Source organism: Bradyrhizobium guangxiense, assembly GCF_004114915.1.
Taxonomy (GTDB): Bacteria; Pseudomonadota; Alphaproteobacteria; order Rhizobiales; family Xanthobacteraceae; genus Bradyrhizobium; species Bradyrhizobium guangxiense.
This window is the reverse complement of record NZ_CP022219.1, coordinates 440,248-458,205: the sequence shown is the minus strand read 5'-3', so window position 1 is coordinate 458,205 and position 17,958 is coordinate 440,248. Positions and strand designations below refer to the sequence as shown.

General features: G+C 65.1%; 20 protein-coding genes. 6 read left to right on the top strand and 14 right to left on the bottom strand.

The annotated features are described in order from the left end of the window. Positions 1–153: 153 nt before the first annotated feature. From X268_RS02195 to X268_RS02185, 3 genes are read right to left on the bottom strand one after another with little or no spacing between them, the layout of a single operon-like run. Entirely contained in the window at positions 154–1,278 is a 1,125-nt protein-coding gene (locus tag X268_RS02195; protein ID WP_208764416.1) for a nickel/cobalt transporter, read from the bottom strand. Next, on the bottom strand, positions 1,275–1,913 hold the full coding sequence (locus tag X268_RS02190) for a DUF1007 family protein (protein ID WP_128923412.1): 639 nt from the start codon (positions 1,911–1,913) through the stop codon (positions 1,275–1,277). Before X268_RS02190 ends, X268_RS02195 begins: the two co-directional genes overlap by 4 nt. After that, positions 1,913–3,994, bottom strand: coding sequence for a M3 family metallopeptidase (locus X268_RS02185; RefSeq protein WP_128923411.1), 2,082 nt, complete (start codon positions 3,992–3,994; stop codon positions 1,913–1,915). The genes X268_RS02190 and X268_RS02185 overlap by 1 nt, the downstream gene beginning before the upstream one ends. Before the next feature lie 136 nt (positions 3,995–4,130). Between X268_RS02185 and X268_RS02180 the strand changes: the two genes are divergently transcribed. From X268_RS02180 to X268_RS02155, 5 genes are all read left to right on the top strand, one after another. Further along, positions 4,131–4,385: a hypothetical protein gene (locus X268_RS02180; RefSeq protein ID WP_128923410.1), complete on the top strand. Its 255-nt coding sequence runs from the start codon at positions 4,131–4,133 to the stop codon at positions 4,383–4,385. Positions 4,386–5,054: 669 nt separating this feature from the next. After that, a complete protein-coding gene (locus X268_RS02170) occupies positions 5,055–6,197 on the top strand; it encodes a type III PLP-dependent enzyme (protein ID WP_128923409.1) in 1,143 nt (380 codons plus the stop codon). A gap of 132 nt (positions 6,198–6,329) precedes the next feature. Beyond that, the gene (locus X268_RS02165; protein WP_128923408.1) at positions 6,330–6,917 is read left to right on the top strand and encodes a GNAT family N-acetyltransferase; all 588 of its coding nucleotides are present in this window, start codon (positions 6,330–6,332) and stop codon (positions 6,915–6,917) included. A 147-nt stretch (positions 6,918–7,064) separates the two neighbouring features. Beyond that, positions 7,065–7,454 carry a RidA family protein gene (locus X268_RS02160; protein ID WP_128923407.1) on the top strand — a complete coding sequence of 130 codons (390 nt, stop codon included), beginning with the start codon at positions 7,065–7,067 and terminating at the stop codon, positions 7,452–7,454. A 64-nt stretch (positions 7,455–7,518) separates the two neighbouring features. Beyond that, positions 7,519–8,961 (top strand): homospermidine synthase, encoded by a 1,443-nt coding sequence (locus X268_RS02155; RefSeq protein ID WP_128923406.1) that lies wholly within the window; start codon positions 7,519–7,521, stop codon positions 8,959–8,961. Positions 8,962–9,068: 107 nt separating this feature from the next. Here the strand turns inward: X268_RS02155 and X268_RS39150 are convergent, their stop codons facing one another. The 11 genes from X268_RS39150 to X268_RS02100 form a co-directional block, all read right to left on the bottom strand. Beyond that, positions 9,069–9,398 (bottom strand): hypothetical protein, encoded by a 330-nt coding sequence (locus X268_RS39150; protein WP_164938085.1) that lies wholly within the window; start codon positions 9,396–9,398, stop codon positions 9,069–9,071. A gap of 98 nt (positions 9,399–9,496) precedes the next feature. Continuing rightward, the gene (locus tag X268_RS02145; RefSeq protein ID WP_128923404.1) at positions 9,497–10,213 is read right to left on the bottom strand and encodes an MgtC/SapB family protein; all 717 of its coding nucleotides are present in this window, start codon (positions 10,211–10,213) and stop codon (positions 9,497–9,499) included. A gap of 30 nt (positions 10,214–10,243) precedes the next feature. Then, positions 10,244–11,263: a WD40 repeat domain-containing protein gene (locus X268_RS02140; protein WP_164937477.1), complete on the bottom strand. Its 1,020-nt coding sequence runs from the start codon at positions 11,261–11,263 to the stop codon at positions 10,244–10,246. Next, the gene (locus tag X268_RS02135; protein WP_128923402.1) at positions 11,263–12,312 is read right to left on the bottom strand and encodes a CobW family GTP-binding protein; all 1,050 of its coding nucleotides are present in this window, start codon (positions 12,310–12,312) and stop codon (positions 11,263–11,265) included. Before X268_RS02135 ends, X268_RS02140 begins: the two co-directional genes overlap by 1 nt. A gap of 57 nt (positions 12,313–12,369) precedes the next feature. Continuing rightward, positions 12,370–13,233 (bottom strand): metal ABC transporter solute-binding protein, Zn/Mn family, encoded by an 864-nt coding sequence (locus X268_RS02130; protein WP_128923401.1) that lies wholly within the window; start codon positions 13,231–13,233, stop codon positions 12,370–12,372. A 2-nt stretch (positions 13,234–13,235) separates the two neighbouring features. Next, entirely contained in the window at positions 13,236–14,105 is an 870-nt protein-coding gene (locus X268_RS02125; RefSeq protein WP_128923400.1) for a metal ABC transporter permease, read from the bottom strand. 6 nt (positions 14,106–14,111) lie between these two features. Continuing rightward, the gene (locus X268_RS02120) at positions 14,112–14,867 is read right to left on the bottom strand and encodes a metal ABC transporter ATP-binding protein (RefSeq protein WP_128923399.1); all 756 of its coding nucleotides are present in this window, start codon (positions 14,865–14,867) and stop codon (positions 14,112–14,114) included. A gap of 2 nt (positions 14,868–14,869) precedes the next feature. Next, positions 14,870–15,094, bottom strand: a complete 225-nt coding sequence (locus X268_RS02115) for a hypothetical protein (protein ID WP_128923398.1) — start codon at positions 15,092–15,094, stop codon at positions 14,870–14,872. A 61-nt stretch (positions 15,095–15,155) separates the two neighbouring features. Next, a complete protein-coding gene (locus X268_RS02110) occupies positions 15,156–15,656 on the bottom strand; it encodes a hypothetical protein (RefSeq protein ID WP_128923397.1) in 501 nt (166 codons plus the stop codon). Further along, positions 15,653–16,264, bottom strand: a complete 612-nt coding sequence (locus X268_RS02105) for a permease (RefSeq protein ID WP_128923396.1) — start codon at positions 16,262–16,264, stop codon at positions 15,653–15,655. The genes X268_RS02110 and X268_RS02105 overlap by 4 nt, the downstream gene beginning before the upstream one ends. 261 nt (positions 16,265–16,525) lie before the next feature. Then, on the bottom strand, positions 16,526–17,122 hold the full coding sequence (locus tag X268_RS02100; RefSeq protein WP_128923395.1) for a superoxide dismutase: 597 nt from the start codon (positions 17,120–17,122) through the stop codon (positions 16,526–16,528). Between the two features lie 245 nt (positions 17,123–17,367). Here X268_RS02100 and X268_RS02095 point away from each other — a divergent pair, with 245 nt between their 5' ends. Then, complete coding sequence (locus tag X268_RS02095; RefSeq protein WP_128923394.1) at positions 17,368–17,895, top strand: GNAT family N-acetyltransferase; 528 nt, start codon at positions 17,368–17,370, stop codon at positions 17,893–17,895. The last annotated feature ends 63 nt before the right edge of the window (positions 17,896–17,958 follow it).

The following is a 17,958-nucleotide window of genomic DNA, read 5'->3' as shown; positions in this document are numbered from 1 at the left end:
TTGTTTGGTTTGATGGTCTGAATAGCGGACCGGAGGGAGTTCGCAAAGGTGCTGGCCCGGATGATCCATCCTCGTCATGGCGAGTAGCCCCTGCGACGAAGCAAGGTGCGGGACTGTCATGTCCAGCTAGCGCCGCGAACCGCAGACGCTCCCTCAAAAACACGTCGTCCGTTCGGCGGCGATGTAGCCGAACAAGAGGCCTGCACCGAACAGCAGCACGACGGCCGCCGCAGCAAATTCGATGCCGCGCATAAACAGAGCGCCACCGCCGTCGCGGCCGGCGCTGAGGCGCGCGGCGACGTCCTTGGCGAAGACGGTGATAACAGCGATGGCGGCGACCGTGATTGCGGTGCCCAATCCCATCAGGAAGGTCGCGGCGATGCCGGCCCAGAACAGACCTTGGGCGAGTGCGAACACCAGGACCAGGATTGCACCCGAGCAGGGACGGATGCCGACGGTGAGAATCGCGGCAAAACCGCGCCGCCAGCCGCCGGGGCCGGCGAGCTCGCTCGGCGTGGGGCCGTGAGAATGACCGCAATGCTCGTCATGGACGTGATCATGCCCGTCGTGGGCGTGCGCATGGCCATGGCCATCGTGGTGAGGATGATCGTGGTCGTGATGTCCATGCCCATGCGCATCATGATGATGGTGATGATCGTGGTCATGATGATGCGGCACGCCCGCGATCGCCGGCACCGGCTGGGCCGCCTGCAGTGCGCGGATGAAGGTGCGGCCCTTGACCCAGACGAGGCGCAAGCCGAACAGCGCGATCAAGGCGTAACTCGCGATCTCGATGGCGCCTTCCGCCTTGCACATGGTCTTGGCGGTGGCATTCAGGATCCAGGCCGAGATGCCGACGATCAGGATCGCCACCAGCGACTGCATCAGGGCGGACGCAAACGACAGCGCGATGCCGCGCCGGGCGGTCTCGCGGTTGGCGACCAGATAGGAGGCGATCACCGCCTTGCCGTGGCCGGGGCCGGCGGCATGAAAGATGCCATAGGCGAACGAGATGAACAGCAGCGTCCACACCGCCGATCCGTCGGACTTGGCGGCGCGGATGGTGGCCGACATCTGGCGATAGAATTCCGATTGCTTTGCCAACAACCAGCCGATGAGGCCGCTCGCTTCGGGTTCGGCCGCCTGCGCGGGGCGCGGCACGCCAAAGGGGTTTTGTGCAAGGAGATCGTGGAGCACGGCATCGGTGACGATCACGACCAACAGAACCGTCACGCAGGCGATCAGCCCGCGGGTGAGCGGGGAGAGATGCGGCTTCAAGGGCAATCCACCGTGATCTTGTTGGCGAACATCATGCCGAAATTGCTGTTCTCGCCGTTCATGAAGGTTTGCTCGTTGAGCTTCTGCGCGGTCGCGGTGCCGTCGCTCGGCCGATCCAGCCTCATCTGGCAGCCCGCGGGCGCGCCGACCAGCTTGACGGGATTCTCCTTGGCCATCTGGAAATCGATGAAGAAGGAGCGGTCGAACACTTCGAGCACCAATTGCCTCGGCTTGACCGGGTTCTTCAGCGGCAGCGTGAAGTGCAGGGTCAGGACGGTGTCCTTGTAGTCGAGGAAGTAGTCGACCGGCTCCTGGAATCGCTCCTTCTTACCGTCGGCCTTGGCAAAGGTGAAGTAGGCGTATTCCTTCAGCGACTCGACATTGGTCTGCGCCAGCGGCCCGAGCTCCTCGCGCGTGTAGGCCCCCTTGGTCTTGCTCTCGAGCCCCTGCACCGCATAGGCCGAGAACATGTCGTCGAAGGTCCAGGCGTGGCGGACACCGGTGATGGTGCCGTCCGCGGCATAGAGCAACTCGCTGGTCGCGGTGATCCAGACATGCGGATGCGCGCTCGCCGCGCTTGCGGCAAGCGACACGCCGGCGCCGAGCAGCAGACCGAGAAGGGCGCGCATGTGCATCAGGCGGCCTTGGCGCTGTCGAGCAGGCCGCGCCGGCGTAGCAGCGCGTCGGGCTCCGGCGGGCGGCCGCGGAAAGCCTCATAGGCGGCTTCCGGATCGACCGAGCCGCCGCTCGAATAGATGTCGTCATGCAGACGCTTGGCGACAGCGGGATCGAAGATGTCCCCGGCCTCCTCGAACGCGCCGAAGGCGTCGGCGTCCATCACCTCGGACCACATGTAGCTGTAATAGCCGGCGGCATAGTGGTCGCCGGTGAAGATGTGGCCGAACTGCGTCGGCCGGTGACGCAGCGCGATCTCCTCGGGCATGCCGATCTTCTCCAGCTCGCGGCGCTCGAAGGCGCGGACATCCTGCGCGGCCGCGGCCGGCTGGGTGTGGAACTCGAGATCGACCAGGGCCGAGGACACGAACTCGACCGTGGCAAAGCCCTGGTTGAACTTTCGCGCGGCGAGGAAGCGCTGCAGGAGGTCGTCCGGCAGCGGCTCGCCGGTCTGGTAGTGGCGGGCAAACTTCTGCAGCACCTCGGGCCGTTCCTGCCAGTGCTCGTAGAGCTGGGAGGGCAGCTCGACGAAGTCCGTGAACACCGATGTGCCCGACAGCGAGGGGTAGGTCACGTTGGAGAGCATGCCATGCAGGCCGTGGCCGAACTCGTGGAACAGGGTGCGGGCATCGTCGGGCGACAGCAGCGCGGGCTCGCCGTCCGCGCCCTTGGCGAAATTGCAGATGTTGAGAACGAGCGGCGCGACGTCGCCGTCGAGCTTCTGCTGGTCGCGCAGCGAGGTCATCCAGGCGCCCGAGCGCTTGGACGGCCGCGCGAAGTAATCGCCATAGAACAGCGCCTTGTGCTTGCCGTCCCTGTCCTTCAATTCCCAGACCCGGACGTCGGGATGCCAGACCGGAACGTCCTTGCGCTCCTCGAAGGTGACGCCGAACAGGCGCGTGGCGCAGTCGAAGGCGGCTTCGATCATGTGGTCGAGCGACAGATACGGCTTTATCGCCGCGTCGTCGAAATTGGCGCGCTGGAGGCGGAGCTTCTCGGCGTAGAAGCGCCAGTCCCAGGGGGCGAGCTTGAAATTGCCGCCCTCCTCCGTGATCAGCGCCTGCATCTCGTCGCGGTCGGCGAGTGCCCGGGCGCGAGCCGGCTTCCAGACCCGCTCCAGGAGGCCCCGCACCGCATCCGGCGTCTTGGCCATGGAGTCCTCGAGCCGGTAGGCGGCGTAGGTCGGATAGCCCAGGAGATTCGCGCTCTCCTCGCGCAGCTTCAGGATCTCGACGATGGCGGCGTTGTTGTCGTTGGCATTGCCATTGTCGCCGCGGGCGACGAAGGCCTTGTAGACCTTCTCGCGCAGATCGCGGCGCGCCGAGCTCTTCAGGAATTGTTCGACCGAGGAACGCGAGAGCGTAACGATGGCCTTGCCTTCCATGCCGCGCTCTTCCGCCGCAGCCCTGGCGGCGGCAACAAAGCTTTCCGGCAGGCCCTGGCGGTCATCCTCCCCCAGCTCCATGACCCAGTCCTGCTCGTCGCCGAGCAGATGATGGCTAAAGCTGGTGCCGAGCTGGGCGAGCCTCTCGTTGATCTCGGCCATCCGCGTCTTGGCCTCCTCGGAGAGCCCGGCGCCGGCCCGGTGGAAGCGGGTGTAGGTGCGCTCCAGGAGACGGAGCTGCTCGGGCGACAGGCCGAGCGAGGTGCGGTTCTCGTGCAGCTGGGCGATGCGACCAAACAGCACGGCGTTCATCATGATCGGATTCCAGTGCCGCGCCATCCGCAAGGAGACCTCCTTGTCGATCTCCAGGATGGCCGGGTTGGAATGTGCCGAGACGAGGTCGTAGAACACCGCCGCGATCTTGCTCAAGAGCTTGCCGGAGCGCTCCAGCGCCGTGATGGTGTTGGCGAAGTCGGGCGCGGCCGGATCGTTGGTGATCGCCGCGATCTCGGCGGAGTGGTCGGCGAAGGCCTGCTCGAAGGCCGGCAGGAAGTGCTCCGGCTTGATCTCGTCGAACGGCGGGGGCGCAAACGGCGTCACCCAGGCATTCAGCAGCGGATTGGCCTCGGAGTCCGTAATTCGGCGGGGTTCTGACATCACAAGTCCCGATTTTCATGGCTCGATCGTTGCTGCCAGCTATAGCACGCGATGGGGCTTTTTTGGGCCATTTGGCCTTGCTCCCGGCCGCCTTTTCGAGGAGATTGCGGCCCTCCAAGCCACGGACCCCGAGCTCATGAACGCGCCTGCTTCCTCGTCCCGCCAGATCGTCTGGCCCAGCGTCATCACCGTCATCAGCGCCGCCATCCTGATCGGTGCCGAAGTGTTCGGCGCAGCGTTCGCCGGTGGCTGGGCGCTCGCGATCCTGTTCGGGCTCGGTGACCAGGGCACGCACATCCTGCAGGCCGTGCTGTTCGCACTCGGCGTGCTCGTGATGACGGCATTCATCCGCGGAGCCCAACGCGTCGAGCCCTTTACGAAACGCGGCTGACGCTTCTCGCGCGCGACAGACGCGCTGCACAGAAAACTTAACGCTCGTTCATCTTCCGCGTCGCTCGCGCAACACTGCGCAAGCAGATGTTAGGCAATTCTGTTCGCAGCCTAAAAAAATTCTTGCGAAGCCGAGTCAAAACACTTATGTGCGGACTTGCCCAATTTCGCACGTGCCTGTGGTCGTGTGTCAGTCGGTAGGTATCCGGACAAGAGGCCGGACAGCCGCCAAGGGGTGAAGAAGCCGAGGGGCTCTTCGGAAGTGCGGAAGTCGGAAGGCTCATAGCCGGAAGACGAAAGCAAACCCGGAGCGCCCAGCATCTCTCTCAAAGAGATGCCTTGTCGAAGGTGACTTCGCCCTTTGCAACCGTGACTGGCAGCCGGAGGCGAACCGGCGCACCCCGCTCTCAACGGGGGACGCGACTTAAAGCAACGACGGATCGGGCTTTTTTGGTCTCTACCGGCAGTCCAACGCCGGCGCGGGCTACTGAAAAGGCTTGTCCTTCATTGCCAGGTGTGCGGGCGGGAACACTCCCAACCAATCCACGGCAGCACAGTCTGGTTTGAGTCTTGTGGCTTTGTCGCGCCTCCATCGCGCGATCGGCCAGAGCACTCTTATCCGACGTCATGTTTTGAACGGGCCCGTCGCTGGGCCGTTTGGGAGAGTGCCATGACCGAACGTATCCAGGAATTCCTGCGCAACCGCCGCAAGGATGGCCTCGACACCGAGCCGTGCCTCGTCGTCGACCTCGAGGTCGTGCGCGACAATTATCAGAGCTTCGCCAAGGCGCTGCCCGACAGCCGTGTGTTCTACGCCGTGAAGGCGAACCCGGCGCCGGAAGTGCTGGCCCTGCTCGCCTCCATGGGCTCCTGCTTCGACACCGCCACCGTCGCCGAGATCGAGATGGCGCTGGCTGCGGGTGCGACGCCCGACCGCATCTCCTTCGGCAACACAATCAAGAAGGAGCGCGACATCGCGCGCGCCTTCGCGCTCGGCATTCGCCTGTTCGCGGTCGATTGCGCCGCCGAGGTCGAGAAGGTCGCCCGTGCCGCCCCCGGCGCGAAGGTGTTCTGCCGCATCCTCTATGACTGCGCCGGCGCCGAGTGGCCGCTGTCGCGCAAGTTTGGCTGCGATCCGGAGATGGCGGTCGAGGTGCTCGACCTCGCCAAGCGCCTGCGCCTGGAGCCGTGCGGCATCTCCTTCCATGTCGGCTCGCAGCAGCGCAAGGTGAAGGCGTGGGACCGTGCGCTGGCGATGGCCTCGCAGGTGTTCCGCGACTGCGCCGAGCGCGGCATCAACCTGACCATGGTCAACATGGGCGGCGGCTTCCCGACTAAGTACCTGAAGGACGTGCCGCCGGTCGTGACCTACGGCCGCTCGATCTTCCGCGCCCTGCGCAAGCACTTCGGCAACCAGATCCCGGAGACCATCATCGAGCCGGGCCGCGGCATGGTGGGCAACGCCGGCGTCATCGAATCCGAGGTCGTGCTCATCTCGAAGAAGAGCGACGAGGACGAGGTGCGCTGGGTGTACCTGGACATCGGCAAGTTCGGCGGTCTCGCCGAGACCATGGACGAGTCGATCCGTTACGCCATCCGCACCCGTCACGACGGCGCGGACATGACGCCGTGCGTGCTCGCAGGTCCGACCTGCGACAGCGCCGACGTGCTGTACGAGAAGAACCCGTATCCGCTTCCCGTCACGCTCGAGATCGGCGACAAGGTGCTGATCGAAGGCACCGGGGCCTATACGTCGACCTACTCGTCGGTGGCGTTCAACGGCATCCCACCGCTGAAGACGTATCACATCTGATCCGCCTCTCTGTCTGAGGCCTGACCAACCCGGGAGCCGGCTTGCCGGCTCCCTTCCCGACATCTCGATTTCTGACGACGTCTTGGACCGGCGTGCTGATCGCACATCCGTTCAAGCGGGGACTGACGCGCCATGACTGCTTTTCGGAAGCCACAAGTCACCCTCACTTCGAAAGCCGCTCCGTTCGCGATCCGTGCGGAGCGTGCAGCCGACGTCGCGATGCGTGAAGCGCTGCTGGATGTCTGCTTTGGCGAGAACCGCCATGACCGCACCTGCCAGCGCCTGCGCGACGGACGTGCCCCCGCCACAGGTCTCGCCCTGTCGGCCGTGCGCGAGGGCAAGCTCGTGGGAACCGTGCGGCTGTGGCACGTCAGCGCCGGAGGCAGGCCCGCTCTGGTCCTCGGACCACTGGCGGTCGACGCCGCCTGCCGCGAACTCGGGATCGGCGCCGCGCTGATGCAACAAGCGCTGGCTGCCGCCCGGGCGCGCGGGCATGACGCCGTGATCCTGCTCGGCGATGCGCCTTACTATGCCCGCTTCGGCTTCTCGGCCGAGAAGACCGGTGCGCTCGCGCTGCCCGGCCCGTTCGAACCCGACCGCCTGCTGGCGATCGAATTCCAGGCCGGCGCGCTCGATGGCGCCGAGGGGATGATCGTCCCGACCGGCGCGGCCCTGCCCAAACGGAGGGTAGTTCGTCCCGTCCAGGCGCACGCGGCCTAAGACACCGCCATGATGGCGACGGCCGCAGCGGCGCTCCGCGGCAGCGCCCGGCCGCGCCTGTGCCAAGCGCGTTCCTTTGGGGTTGCGTGGGCCCCGGAAACGCCGTTTAACCCCGCAAAACCACCTCTTCAGTCGAGGCCCATCACCATGCCCCGTCGCCTGATCTCCACCGGCTCTCCGCTCGAGAAGACCGTCGGCTACAGCCGTGCCGTGATCGACGGTGAGTTCGCCTTCGTCGCGGGCACCACGGGCTATGACTACGCCACGATGACGATGCCGGCCGACGTCACGAGCCAGTCACGCAACTGCTTCAAGACCATCGCAGCCGCCCTGAAGGAGGGTGGCTTCGAGATGGCCGATATCGTCCGTGCGACCTACTACGTCACCGACGCCAGCTACATCGATGCCCACTTCGCCGTCTGCGGCGAGGTCCTCGGTGACATCAGGCCGGCTGCGACGTTGCTGGTCGTCAGCGCTCTCGCCAAGCCCGAGATGAAGGTCGAAATCGAAGTCACCGCCAAGCGCCGCAGCGTCTGACAAGCGCCGTGGCGCCTGATCCCACCCACCTCTGCCCGCCAGCACGTTCCGGAGAAACCGTCCCATGAGCCCTCCCTCGCAGATCTACGCGAAGATCACCGGTCCCATCGTCATGGTCGGCTTTGGCTCCATCGGCAAAGGCACGCTGCCGCTGATCGAGCGGCACCTCGACTACGACAAGTCGCGCATCACAGTGCTCGATCCCAAGGACGAGGGCCGCAAGGCGCTTTGCGAGAAGCACAATGTCCGCTTCATCCAGAAGGGCCTCACCAAGGACAATTATCGCGAGGTGCTGACCCCGCTGCTCACGGAGGGCGGCGGCCAGGGGTTTTGCGTCAATCTCTCGGTTGATACCGGCTCGACCGACATCATGGAGCTCTGCAACGAGCTCGGCGCGCTCTACATCGACACCGTCAACGAACCCTGGCTCGGCTTCTATTTCGACGCTTCGAAGGGTCCGGAAGCGCGCTCGAACTACGCCCTTCGCGAAGTGACACTGGCCGCCAAGAAGGCGCGCCCGGCGGGCTCGACGACGGCCGTCTCCTGCTGCGGCGCCAATCCCGGCATGGTTTCCTTCTTCGTCAAGCAGGCGCTGCTCAACGTCGCCGCGGACCTGAAGCTCAATGCCCCCAAGCCGAAGACCAAGGCCGAATGGGCGGATTTGATGCGGCAGGCCGGCATCAAGGGGATTCACATCGCCGAGCGCGACACCCAGCGCTCCAAGAAGCCGAAAGAGCCCGACGTCTTCGTCAACACCTGGTCGGTGGAAGGTTTCCTCTCGGAAGGCATGCAGCCGTCGGAGCTCGGCTGGGGCACCCACGAGAAATGGATGCCCGAGAATGCGCATACCCATGAAGCCGGCTGCGGCGCTGCCATCTACCTGATGCAGCCCGGCGCCAATACGCGCGTGCGCACCTGGTGCCCGACCCGCGGTGCGCAATACGGCTTTCTCGTCACTCACAACGAGTCGATCTCGATCGCCGATTACTTCACCGTGCGCGATGCTTCGGGCAACGCAATCTATCGGCCGACCTGCCACTACGCCTATCATCCGGCCGACGACGCCGTGCTGTCGCTGCATGAGCTGTTCGGCCGCGCCGGCAAGATGCAGGAAAAGCACCACATTCTCGAAGAGGACGAAATCGTCGACGGCATCGACGAGCTCGGCGTGCTGCTGTTCGGCCACGACAAGAATGCGTACTGGTACGGCTCGCAGCTCTCCATCGAAGAGACCCGCGAGCTCGCGCCCTACCAGAACGCCACCGCGCTGCAGGTAACCTCCGCCGTGCTCGGCGGCATGGTGTGGGCGCTGGAAAACCCGAACGAAGGCATCGTCGAAGCCGACGAGATGGATTTCGATCGGCTCCTGGAAATCCAGCTGCCCTATCTCGGCCCCGTGAAGGGCTTCTACACGGAATGGACGCCGCTGACGGATCGTCCGGGGTTGTTCCCGGAGGATATCGATACGTCTGATCCGTGGCAGTTCAGGAACGTGCTGGTGCGGTGAGGGGCGCGAAGCTTCTCACCCCGCCGGACTGTCATGCCCCGGCTTGACCGGGGCATCCAGTACGCTGCGGCTTCCGCGGGCAATGACACCGAGTGTGGAGAGGAGCGCTACTTCTTCTCGATCGGCGGGGCGATCTTCTCTGCCGGGGCCGGCGGCAGCGCCGGCTTGGTCGCTGCGCCCTGCGTTTGCGGATCGGGGCGCGCGGGCTCGGGAGCGGGCGTGGTCGGCCGGTCGCCGCCGGGCTTGGCTTCCGCAGGCTTGTTCTGATCGTCGGACGGCGTGCCCTGGAGCGGCGGCGTCGCCTGGGCCAGCTCCATGCGGCTCTCGGCCCGGATTTGGGCCAGCGAGATCGCCGACACGATGAGTCCTGCTGCAAACAGCGAGCAGGCAATTGCCAGATCGAGCTTCAGTCTGCGCTTGTCATCCGGGCCGGGCATGTCGATCACCGCCTTTATCCGCGGAATCAACGAAACTGGGCCCCACCGGTTCCGGCACGAAGGGCGGGAACCGGCCGTCTGCGCGCCAAAACGACGCCCTATTCCGTCGTGCTGACTTCCCAGGTGGCATGGCGCACGCCCGGCAAATGCTGGAGATCGGTTGCCACCGCGTTCAGCTCGTTCGGATCGACGGCGCTCGCGACGAGCTTCGCGACAATCTCCAGCATGTCCTCGCCCATCTCGACGACCTCGACGTCGGCGACCGGATATTTCGCGGCCTCGAGCTTGTCGACGAGGCGGTCGCGCATGTCCGGCAAGGCATCGGCAGCGACGGCGAGCTTGAAATAATAGGTCGCCTCCAGCGCCTTCTCGTTCAGCGGGATGCGATTGATGGCATTAACCAGCGGACGCAACATGGTGTTGCCGGCGATGACGAACGCGGTCAGCGCGGCCGCTTGCGCGACCATGTCGGCGCCGGCGCAGGAACCGACCGCGGCCGAGGCCCACAGGGTCGCCGCGGTGTTGAGCCCGCGCACGTCCATGCCCTGCTTCATGATGACGCCAGCGCCCAGGAAGCCGATGCCGGAGACGACGTAGGAGATCACCCGCACCGCGCCATCGGCACCGTCCAGATGCATGGCGAGATCGACGAAAGCGGCAGCTCCCACCGCGACCAGCACGTTGGTGCGCAGGCCCGCGGTGCGCTGGCGATATTGCCGCTCGGCGCCGATCAGCGTGCCCAGCACGAAGGCGGTGGTCAGGCTGACCAGCGTGTCGAGGAAATCAGCAAGTTGGAAGGTCGTGAGAAATCGCATGGCCCCCTATACGGCCGGAACCATGACGGATTAAAGCTCGAGCAGCCCGCCATCCCCATTTTCGTCGGCAAACGCCAGCAGCGTGCCCTCGGCATTCCATGCGAGCGCCGCGACCGGTGGAGTGCCGTTGCGGCGAACCAGGATCTCCGCACCGTCCTCCAGCCGCACCATCAGCACGGTGCCGTCGCTGTAGCCGGCGGCGAGGATGTCGTTTTTGGGGTGGCAGGCGACGACCGCCACGCGCGCCTGCAGCGGCGCCAGCATCGCGGGCTCCTTGCCCATCGGACCGTCCTTGCTGCCGAACGGCCATATGATGACGGTGTCGGCGCCCGAGGTGGCGAGCCCCTTGCCGCCAGCACTCCACGACATCGAGCGGACACGGCCGGGATAGCCGGTCATGCGCATGTGCCTGTTGTCGGCGAGCCGCCAGCCGTGCAGCGCGGGCTCGTGCATCGCGGTGACCAGGAATTTGTTGTCCGGGCTGAAAGTGACGGCGTGATGCGAGCCGGCCCAGGGCAGGAATTCGGCCGATCCTTCCATGTTCGGAAACCACAGGGTCGCGCCGTTGTAATGCGCGATCGCGAGCCGCAGGCCTTTCGGCGCAAACGCAAGCCCGCCGACGGTTGAGGGCACCTCGAGCGACTTCTCCTCGTTCTTGCCGCTCTTGACGGTGGCCGTCTTGCCGGCAGACCAGGCGAACGCGCCATCGGCATGCAGCGCCACCGCGTCGATCCAGCGCCGCTTCGAATCGGTGGCGAGCAGCGTCACCTCCCCCTTGGCATCGAGCGAGACGACCTTGCCGTCGTCGCCGCCCATCACCAGGCGCTTGCCGTCCGAGGCGGTGGAGAGAATGCCGCCGCTGTGAACGGCGACGGTGGAAATCTCACCCTTGGCGTCGACGAAGGCCACGTTCTCCTCGCCGCCGACGAAGGCGGCGCGGGGTCCGAGGAAATGCACCGAGGTCACGGCCATGCCGAGCGCAACAGGCTTGACGCGGTCGGTGACGGAGACGATCGAGGCGGAATCGGGGGCCGGCGTAAACTCTTTCATCACGGGACGATGCAGCTCTCAAAACCCTTGCGGATCGCCTCTTCCGGCAATTCGCGGCCGATGAAGACGAGGCGGCTCTCGCGCGGCTCGCCGTCCTTCCATTTCCGCTGGTGATTGCCCTCCAGCATCATGTGGACGCCCTGGAAGACGTAGCGGTCGTCGTCGTCATGGAACGCGAGGATGCCCTTGGAGCGCAGGATCTTGCCGCCCTCGACCTGCACCAGGTTCTGCAGCCAGGGCATGAACACGTTGGGATCGAGCGGCTTGTCGGTCTTGAGGGAGAGCGACTGCATGTCCTCGTCGTGATAGTGCTTCAGGCCGTGGCCGTGATCATGGTGATGATGGTCGTGGCCATGATGGTGGTGATGATCATGGTCGTGGTCATGATCATCGGCTTCGAGGAAATCCGGCTCGATGTCGAGGATGCGGTCGAGGTCGAACGCGCCGCGGTCGAGCACGTCGGCCAGCGCCACCGAGCAACGCTCGGTGCGGTGGAGTTTCGCATAGGGGTTGATGCCGCGGATGCGGGCCTCGACCTCGGCAAGCTCGCCCTTGTTGACGAGATCAGTCTTGTTCAGGACGATGACGTCGGCAAAGGCAATCTGGTTCTTGGCCTCGGGCGCATCCTTGAGCCGGTCGGACAGCCATTTGGCGTCAGCGACCGTGACGACTGCGTCGAGCCGCGCGTTCTTCTGCACGTCCTCGTCGACGAAGAAGGTCTGGGCGACGGGCGCGGGATCGGCAAGTCCGGTGGTCTCGACGATGATGGCGTCGAACTTGCCCTTGCGCTTCATCAACCCGTCCATGATGCGCACGAGGTCGCCGCGCACGGTGCAGCAGATGCAACCGTTGTTCATCTCGAACACTTCCTCATCGGCGCCGATGATGAGGTCGTTGTCGATGCCGATCTCGCCGAATTCGTTGACGATGACCGCGTATTTTTTGCCGTGGTTCTCCGACAGGATGCGGTTCAAGAGCGTGGTCTTGCCGGCGCCGAGATAGCCGGTCAGCACGGTCACGGGAATTTTTGGGGAGGTCGCTTCAGACATAACAACTCCGGACTTAAAGGCTTTTTCGCGCGACGCGAGGCGGGGTGGCCCCTGCCCTTAGTGGTCAAGCGCGCTGGTCAGGGCCTTTATATTGTGCCTGACCATGTCAATGTAAGTGGGTGCAGGCCCCTTTTCGCCGGTCAAACCGTCCGAAATCAGGGTCCCACCGACTTTCGAGCCGGTCTCCGCCGCGATCCGCCGGATCAGCCGGTCGTCGCTGATATTCTCTAGGAACACGGCCGGGATTTTCTGGGCCTTGATCTGGCTGATGATGGCCGCGATGTCGCGCGCGCTCGGCTCGGTTTCGGTGGAGACGCCCAGGGGGGCGATGAACTGGATACCGTATTCGGCGGAGAAATAGCCGAAGGCATCGTGGGTGGAGATCACCTTGCGCCGGTCCGGTGGGATCCTGGCCACGGCCTCGCGGACCTCGCGATCAAGCGTTTCGAGCTTTTCCAGATAGGCCTTGGCCCGGGTGCGGAAGAAATCGGCATCGTCAGGATCGGCTGCGGCCAGCGCATTGGCAATATCCGTCACGTAGATCCTGGCGTTGGGGACGGACTGCCAGGCATGGGGGTCGGCGCCCGAGCCGAGCTTGAGCGGGGCGATGCCGGCACTGGCCGTGACGACCGTCGCCCTGCTGCCGGAAGACTGCACGAGCCGCGGCAGCCAGCCTTCGAGCCCGAGCCCGTTGACGATGACGAGCTTCGCTTCCGCGACACGTTTCGCATCGGCGGGCGGCGGCGTGTAGACGTGGACGTCGCTATCGGCCCCAACCAGCGTGGTCAGATTGATCCTGTCGCCGCCGACATTGCGGACGAAATCGGCGAGGATCGAGAAGCTCGCGACGACGTTGAGCCGCTCCGCGGCGTGCAGCGGCGAGGCGATCAGCAGGAATACGCAAAGCAGGATCCGCGGCATCGTCACGCTTCCAGATGCCGGCCGGGAAACATCTGCCGGACGATGCCGCCGACACGCCCGAACAGGACCGAGACGATATAGAGCACCGTCGCCACGAGGATGATTGCAGGACCCGACGGCACCCGGGTCTGGAACGACAGCACGAGGCCGGCATAGCCGGAGACAGCGGCGGCGACCACCGCGATGCAGATCATCGCAGTGAGATCGCGCGACCAGAACCGGGCGATGCCCGCGGGCAGGATCATCAGGCCGACGGCCAACAGCGTGCCCAGCGCCTGAAAGCCGTTGACGAGGTTGATGACGACCAGAGCGAGGAAGGCAAGATGCGCGGGCCCGCCGGCGCGGCTGACAGTGCGCAGGAACAAGGGATCGACGCTCTCGATCACCAGCGGGCGGTAGATCACGGCGAGCACCAGCAGCGTGATCGTGGCATTGAAAGCAACTACCAGCAGGGTCTGGTCGTCCATCGCCAGTATGTTGCCGAACAGCACGTGCAAGAGGTCGATATTGGTGCCCTTGATCGAGACGATGGTCACGCCCAGCGCCAGCGAGGCCAGATAGAAGGTCGCGAGCGACGCATCCTCCTTCAGCCCGGTCGAGCGGGCAACCACACCGGCGAGGATCGCCACGGCAAAGCCGGCGATGAGACCGCCGGCCGTCATGGCGAACAGATTGAGGCCGGAGAGCAGGAAGCCGACTGCGGCGCCTGGCAGGATCGCGTGCGCCATGGCGTCGCCGACGAGGCTCATCCGCCGTAGCATCAGGAACACGCCGATCGGCGCGCCGGCAAACGACAGCGCGATCACGGCGGCGAGCGCGCGCCGCATGAACTCGAATTCGGTGAACGGACCGATCAGCGCGTCATAGGCCATCTGCGGTCACGCGGCCCGCGAGCTGATGTCGTCGGCCGCGCAGGCCGCGGCGGTGTCGTCGAAGGCCTCGCACATCCGCATCGCGACCAGCAGGTTTTCCGGCGTCAGGGCCTCCGCCGTCGGCCCCCATGCCACCGGGCCGCGCGCCAGCACCAGCGTCTCGCTGAAATGGCTGCGCACCATCTCCATGTCGTGCAGCGCGGCGACCACGGTGCGGCCCTCGCCGTGCCATCGCTTGACCAGCGCGAGCAGGTCGGCGGTGGTTTTGCTATCGATGGCGTTGAAGGGCTCGTCCAGCACGATGAGCGCAGCGTCCTGGAGCAACACGCGCGCGAACAGCACGCGCTGCATTTGCCCGCCCGAGAGCGTGCCGATCGGGCGGTTCTCGAAGCCGTTGAGGCCAACGGACGCGATCGCGCGCAGGATCTTTTCGCGGGCCGCCTTGCCGATACCGCCGAACAGGCCGGCGCGGCGCCACAGGCCGGTGCCGACAAAATCGAACACCGAGATCGGGAAACTGCGGTCGATCTCCGCGCTCTGCGGCAGATAGGCGATGTCCCTGCTGTCCAGCCCGCCAAGATGGATGCTGCCGTCGAGCGGACTAAGGATACCGACGATGCCGCGCAGCAGGGTCGACTTGCCGGCGCCATTCGGGCCGATCACGGCGACCAGCGCACCTCGCGCGACCTCGCCGTTGAGATGGTGCACGGCGGGATGGCGGTCGTAGCCGAGCGTGACGTTGTGAAAATGCAGCGCCGCCATCGTTACCTCATCGCCAGGAAGACCACGCCCCAGAGCACGGTACAGACGGCGAGCGCCGCTGCGAGGCGGCCTGCCATGGTCATGCGCAGGATCGACCAGGGCGCCGCCTGGGCGGGATGCGGCGAGGTCGCATCGTGGACATGGGCGTGGGTGTGATCGTGCCCGTGGCCATGGGAATGGTCGTGAGCATGGTCGTGATGATGGGCGTGGGACGCGGCGGGAACCATCCACGAATGTTATATTATAACATTACGCCTGTCCACGGCCGGGCTGTCATTCCGGGGCGGCTCACGGCTTCCCGATCACCATGGCGATGGCGGCGGCCACGAAGGGGAACGGCACCGAGACGGCGCAGCGGAACCAGACGAATCGGGCCGGCATGAACGGGATTTCCCACAAGATCACCCGCTGGAAGGCAAACAGGGCCCAGGCGACGACATAGGCCACCACCTGGGGCACCCCGCCGCCGGACTTCAGCGCCACCGTGCCAATGGAGAAGCCGATCACCGGGCCGCCGGGTGTCGCGGCGCCGGCGACCACGGCGCTCGCAACCCCAAGCCAGCCGCTGTCCGGGCCGAGCCAGCCGGTGATCACCTCCTGCGGAATGATGGCGGCGATGTAGCCGGAGCCGATCACCCCTAACGCGATCCGCGGCGCGATGTTGATGAAGTCCATCGAGCCTTCGCGCAGCGAGGCCACAAACACCGGGCGCCCACGACGGAAGGCGATCAGGCCGACGCCGATCACCGAGCCCCACAGCAGGATGTCGATGAGAAGCGCTGCGCTCAATTCTCGTCGTCCTTGGCGAGCGGCTTCGGATAGAGCCGGACATAGACGAAACGGCCGAGCGCGCCGGCGAGCACCGGCAGCGGCAGCGAGATCAGGATCCGCCACAGCGTGAAATCGGTGCCCATGATGGGGATTTCCCAGGCCACCGCCCGGCCGTAGCCGATCAGCGTCCAGCTCACGACCATGGCGATGGTGGCGCCGAAATCGGCGCCGACGGCGAGCAGCGCGCTCGCCACGGGGTAGGCGGTGAAGGGCCCACCGGGCAGGATCGCGCCGAAGGCAGTGCCGATCAGGAGGCCCATCAGCCCGGATTTCGGTCCGAGCGAGCGCGAGACTTTTTCGTGCGGCAGGATTTCCGAGATGAAAGCGCCGAGCAGGCAGCCGGCGAGCACGCGCGGCAGGATGCCCGAGAACAGCGAGAGATCGTGGGTCAGAATGTCGAGAACGCCGTCGGTGCCGTCACGGCGCCAGACCAACGCCGCACTCACCGCGACCAGAACTGCGATGATGATGGTGGACCAGCCGATCGGCTTGCGGACCCGCCCAGGCCGCGGCTCAGACTCCGCGTCCTCGGCAGGCGCAGGGTGGTTCGGGGAAGGGTCTGACAACGGGTGTGGAGCGGCTCGAGGGGGATGCCCGTCCTGATTAGGGGCGACGTCCGTGCGATGCAAACGGTACAATCACAGGCCGATACGCGCGTCGCGCAGGGCAATTCCGCACAGCAAAAAGGCGGCCATTGATGCGACCGCCTTTTGTCATTCCGGGGCGTGCGAAGCACGAGCCCGGAATCCATTTATCCACACGGACCGACGCCCAATGGATTCCGGGCTCGGCGCTGACGCGCCGCCCCGGAATGACCGAGCAAAAATTTACACCTTCTCGAACAGCGACTCGACGTATTCCCAGTTCACGAGGTTCTCGACGAACGCCTTGAGATAGTCGGGACGGCGGTTGCGATAGTCGATGTAGTAGGAGTGCTCCCAGACGTCGCAGCCGAGGATCGGGGTGGCGCCGTGCACCAGAGGATTCTCGCCGTTCGGGGTCTTGGAGATCTCGAGCTTGCCGTTCTTGACCTGAAGCCAGCACCAGCCTGAGCCGAACTGGCCGACGCCGGCCGCCTGGAAATCGGTCTTGAACTTCTCGAAGCCGCCGAGGTCCTCGTTGATCTTCTTCTCGAGCTTGCCGGGCAGCTTGGTGCCGCCGCCATTGGGCTTCATCCAGCTCCAGAAGTGGATGTGGTTGTAGTGCTGGCCGGCATTGTTGAACACCGCAGGGTTCTTGCCGAACGAGCCCTTGACGATCTCCTCAAGGGACTTGCCTTCCCATTCGGTCCCCTTGAGCGCGTTGTTGCCGTTGGTGACGTAGGCCTGATGATGCTTGTCGTGATGATATTCCAGCGTCTCCTTCGACATGTACTGGCCGAGGGCGTCATAGGCGTAAGGGAGTGGGGGCAGCGTAAAGGTCATGGGTTCTTGTCCGCAACTGGTGGGGAACGAGTTCTAACGGTCACCCCTTATAGAAGGTTCCGCAGCCGTTAAATACCTTCAATTTGCGAAAACGCGCGATGCGACCGCTTGGCCGGATTGCATAAAATCGACGCAAGCGCAGACATTGCCCGCAGGCGTCATCGGTCGCCGCAAAATATCATTGCCTTTGAAGCGCTTATGACAGAACGAATGCACTACGAAGCGGAGCTCCGAAGGACCAGGCCATGAGCATTGAGATCGACATCCTGAACGGCGACGCCTCGTGGCCGATCGCGGAGCCGCTGCATCAGGCGGTCTGGGGACCGCAGATGGTTGCGGACAAGCCCTGGGCTCACGTCAAATGGGCCAATGCCGACCTGCGTGTGCTGATCGAGACGCCCGAGGATGGCCTCATCTGCCATGTCGGCATCTACTTCCGCACGATCACGTGGAACGGACAGAAGACGCATATCGGGGGCATCGGCGGCGTCTGCACGCGGGAAGACCAGCGCGGCCGAGGCTATGCAACCATGGCAATCGACGCAGCGGTGCATACGATCCGCGCCAACGAGGCGGCCCGCTTCGCCCTGCTGTTCTGCGAGCCGCATAACGCCGCCTTTTACGCCGCCAGGAGCTGGCTGCCCTTCAACGGCGAGGTCTATTGCGAGCAGCCGGAGGGGCGGATCCGGTTCACCTACATGGCGCCCTACGTCTTCCACATCGTCCGCGCGCCGACCCTGGGCACCATCGACCTCTGCGGCCTGCCCTGGTGAGCCCTGCATGGCGAGGGGTGGCGCGGACATCGCGCGCCCGTTAATATGTCGATCATCATCCAA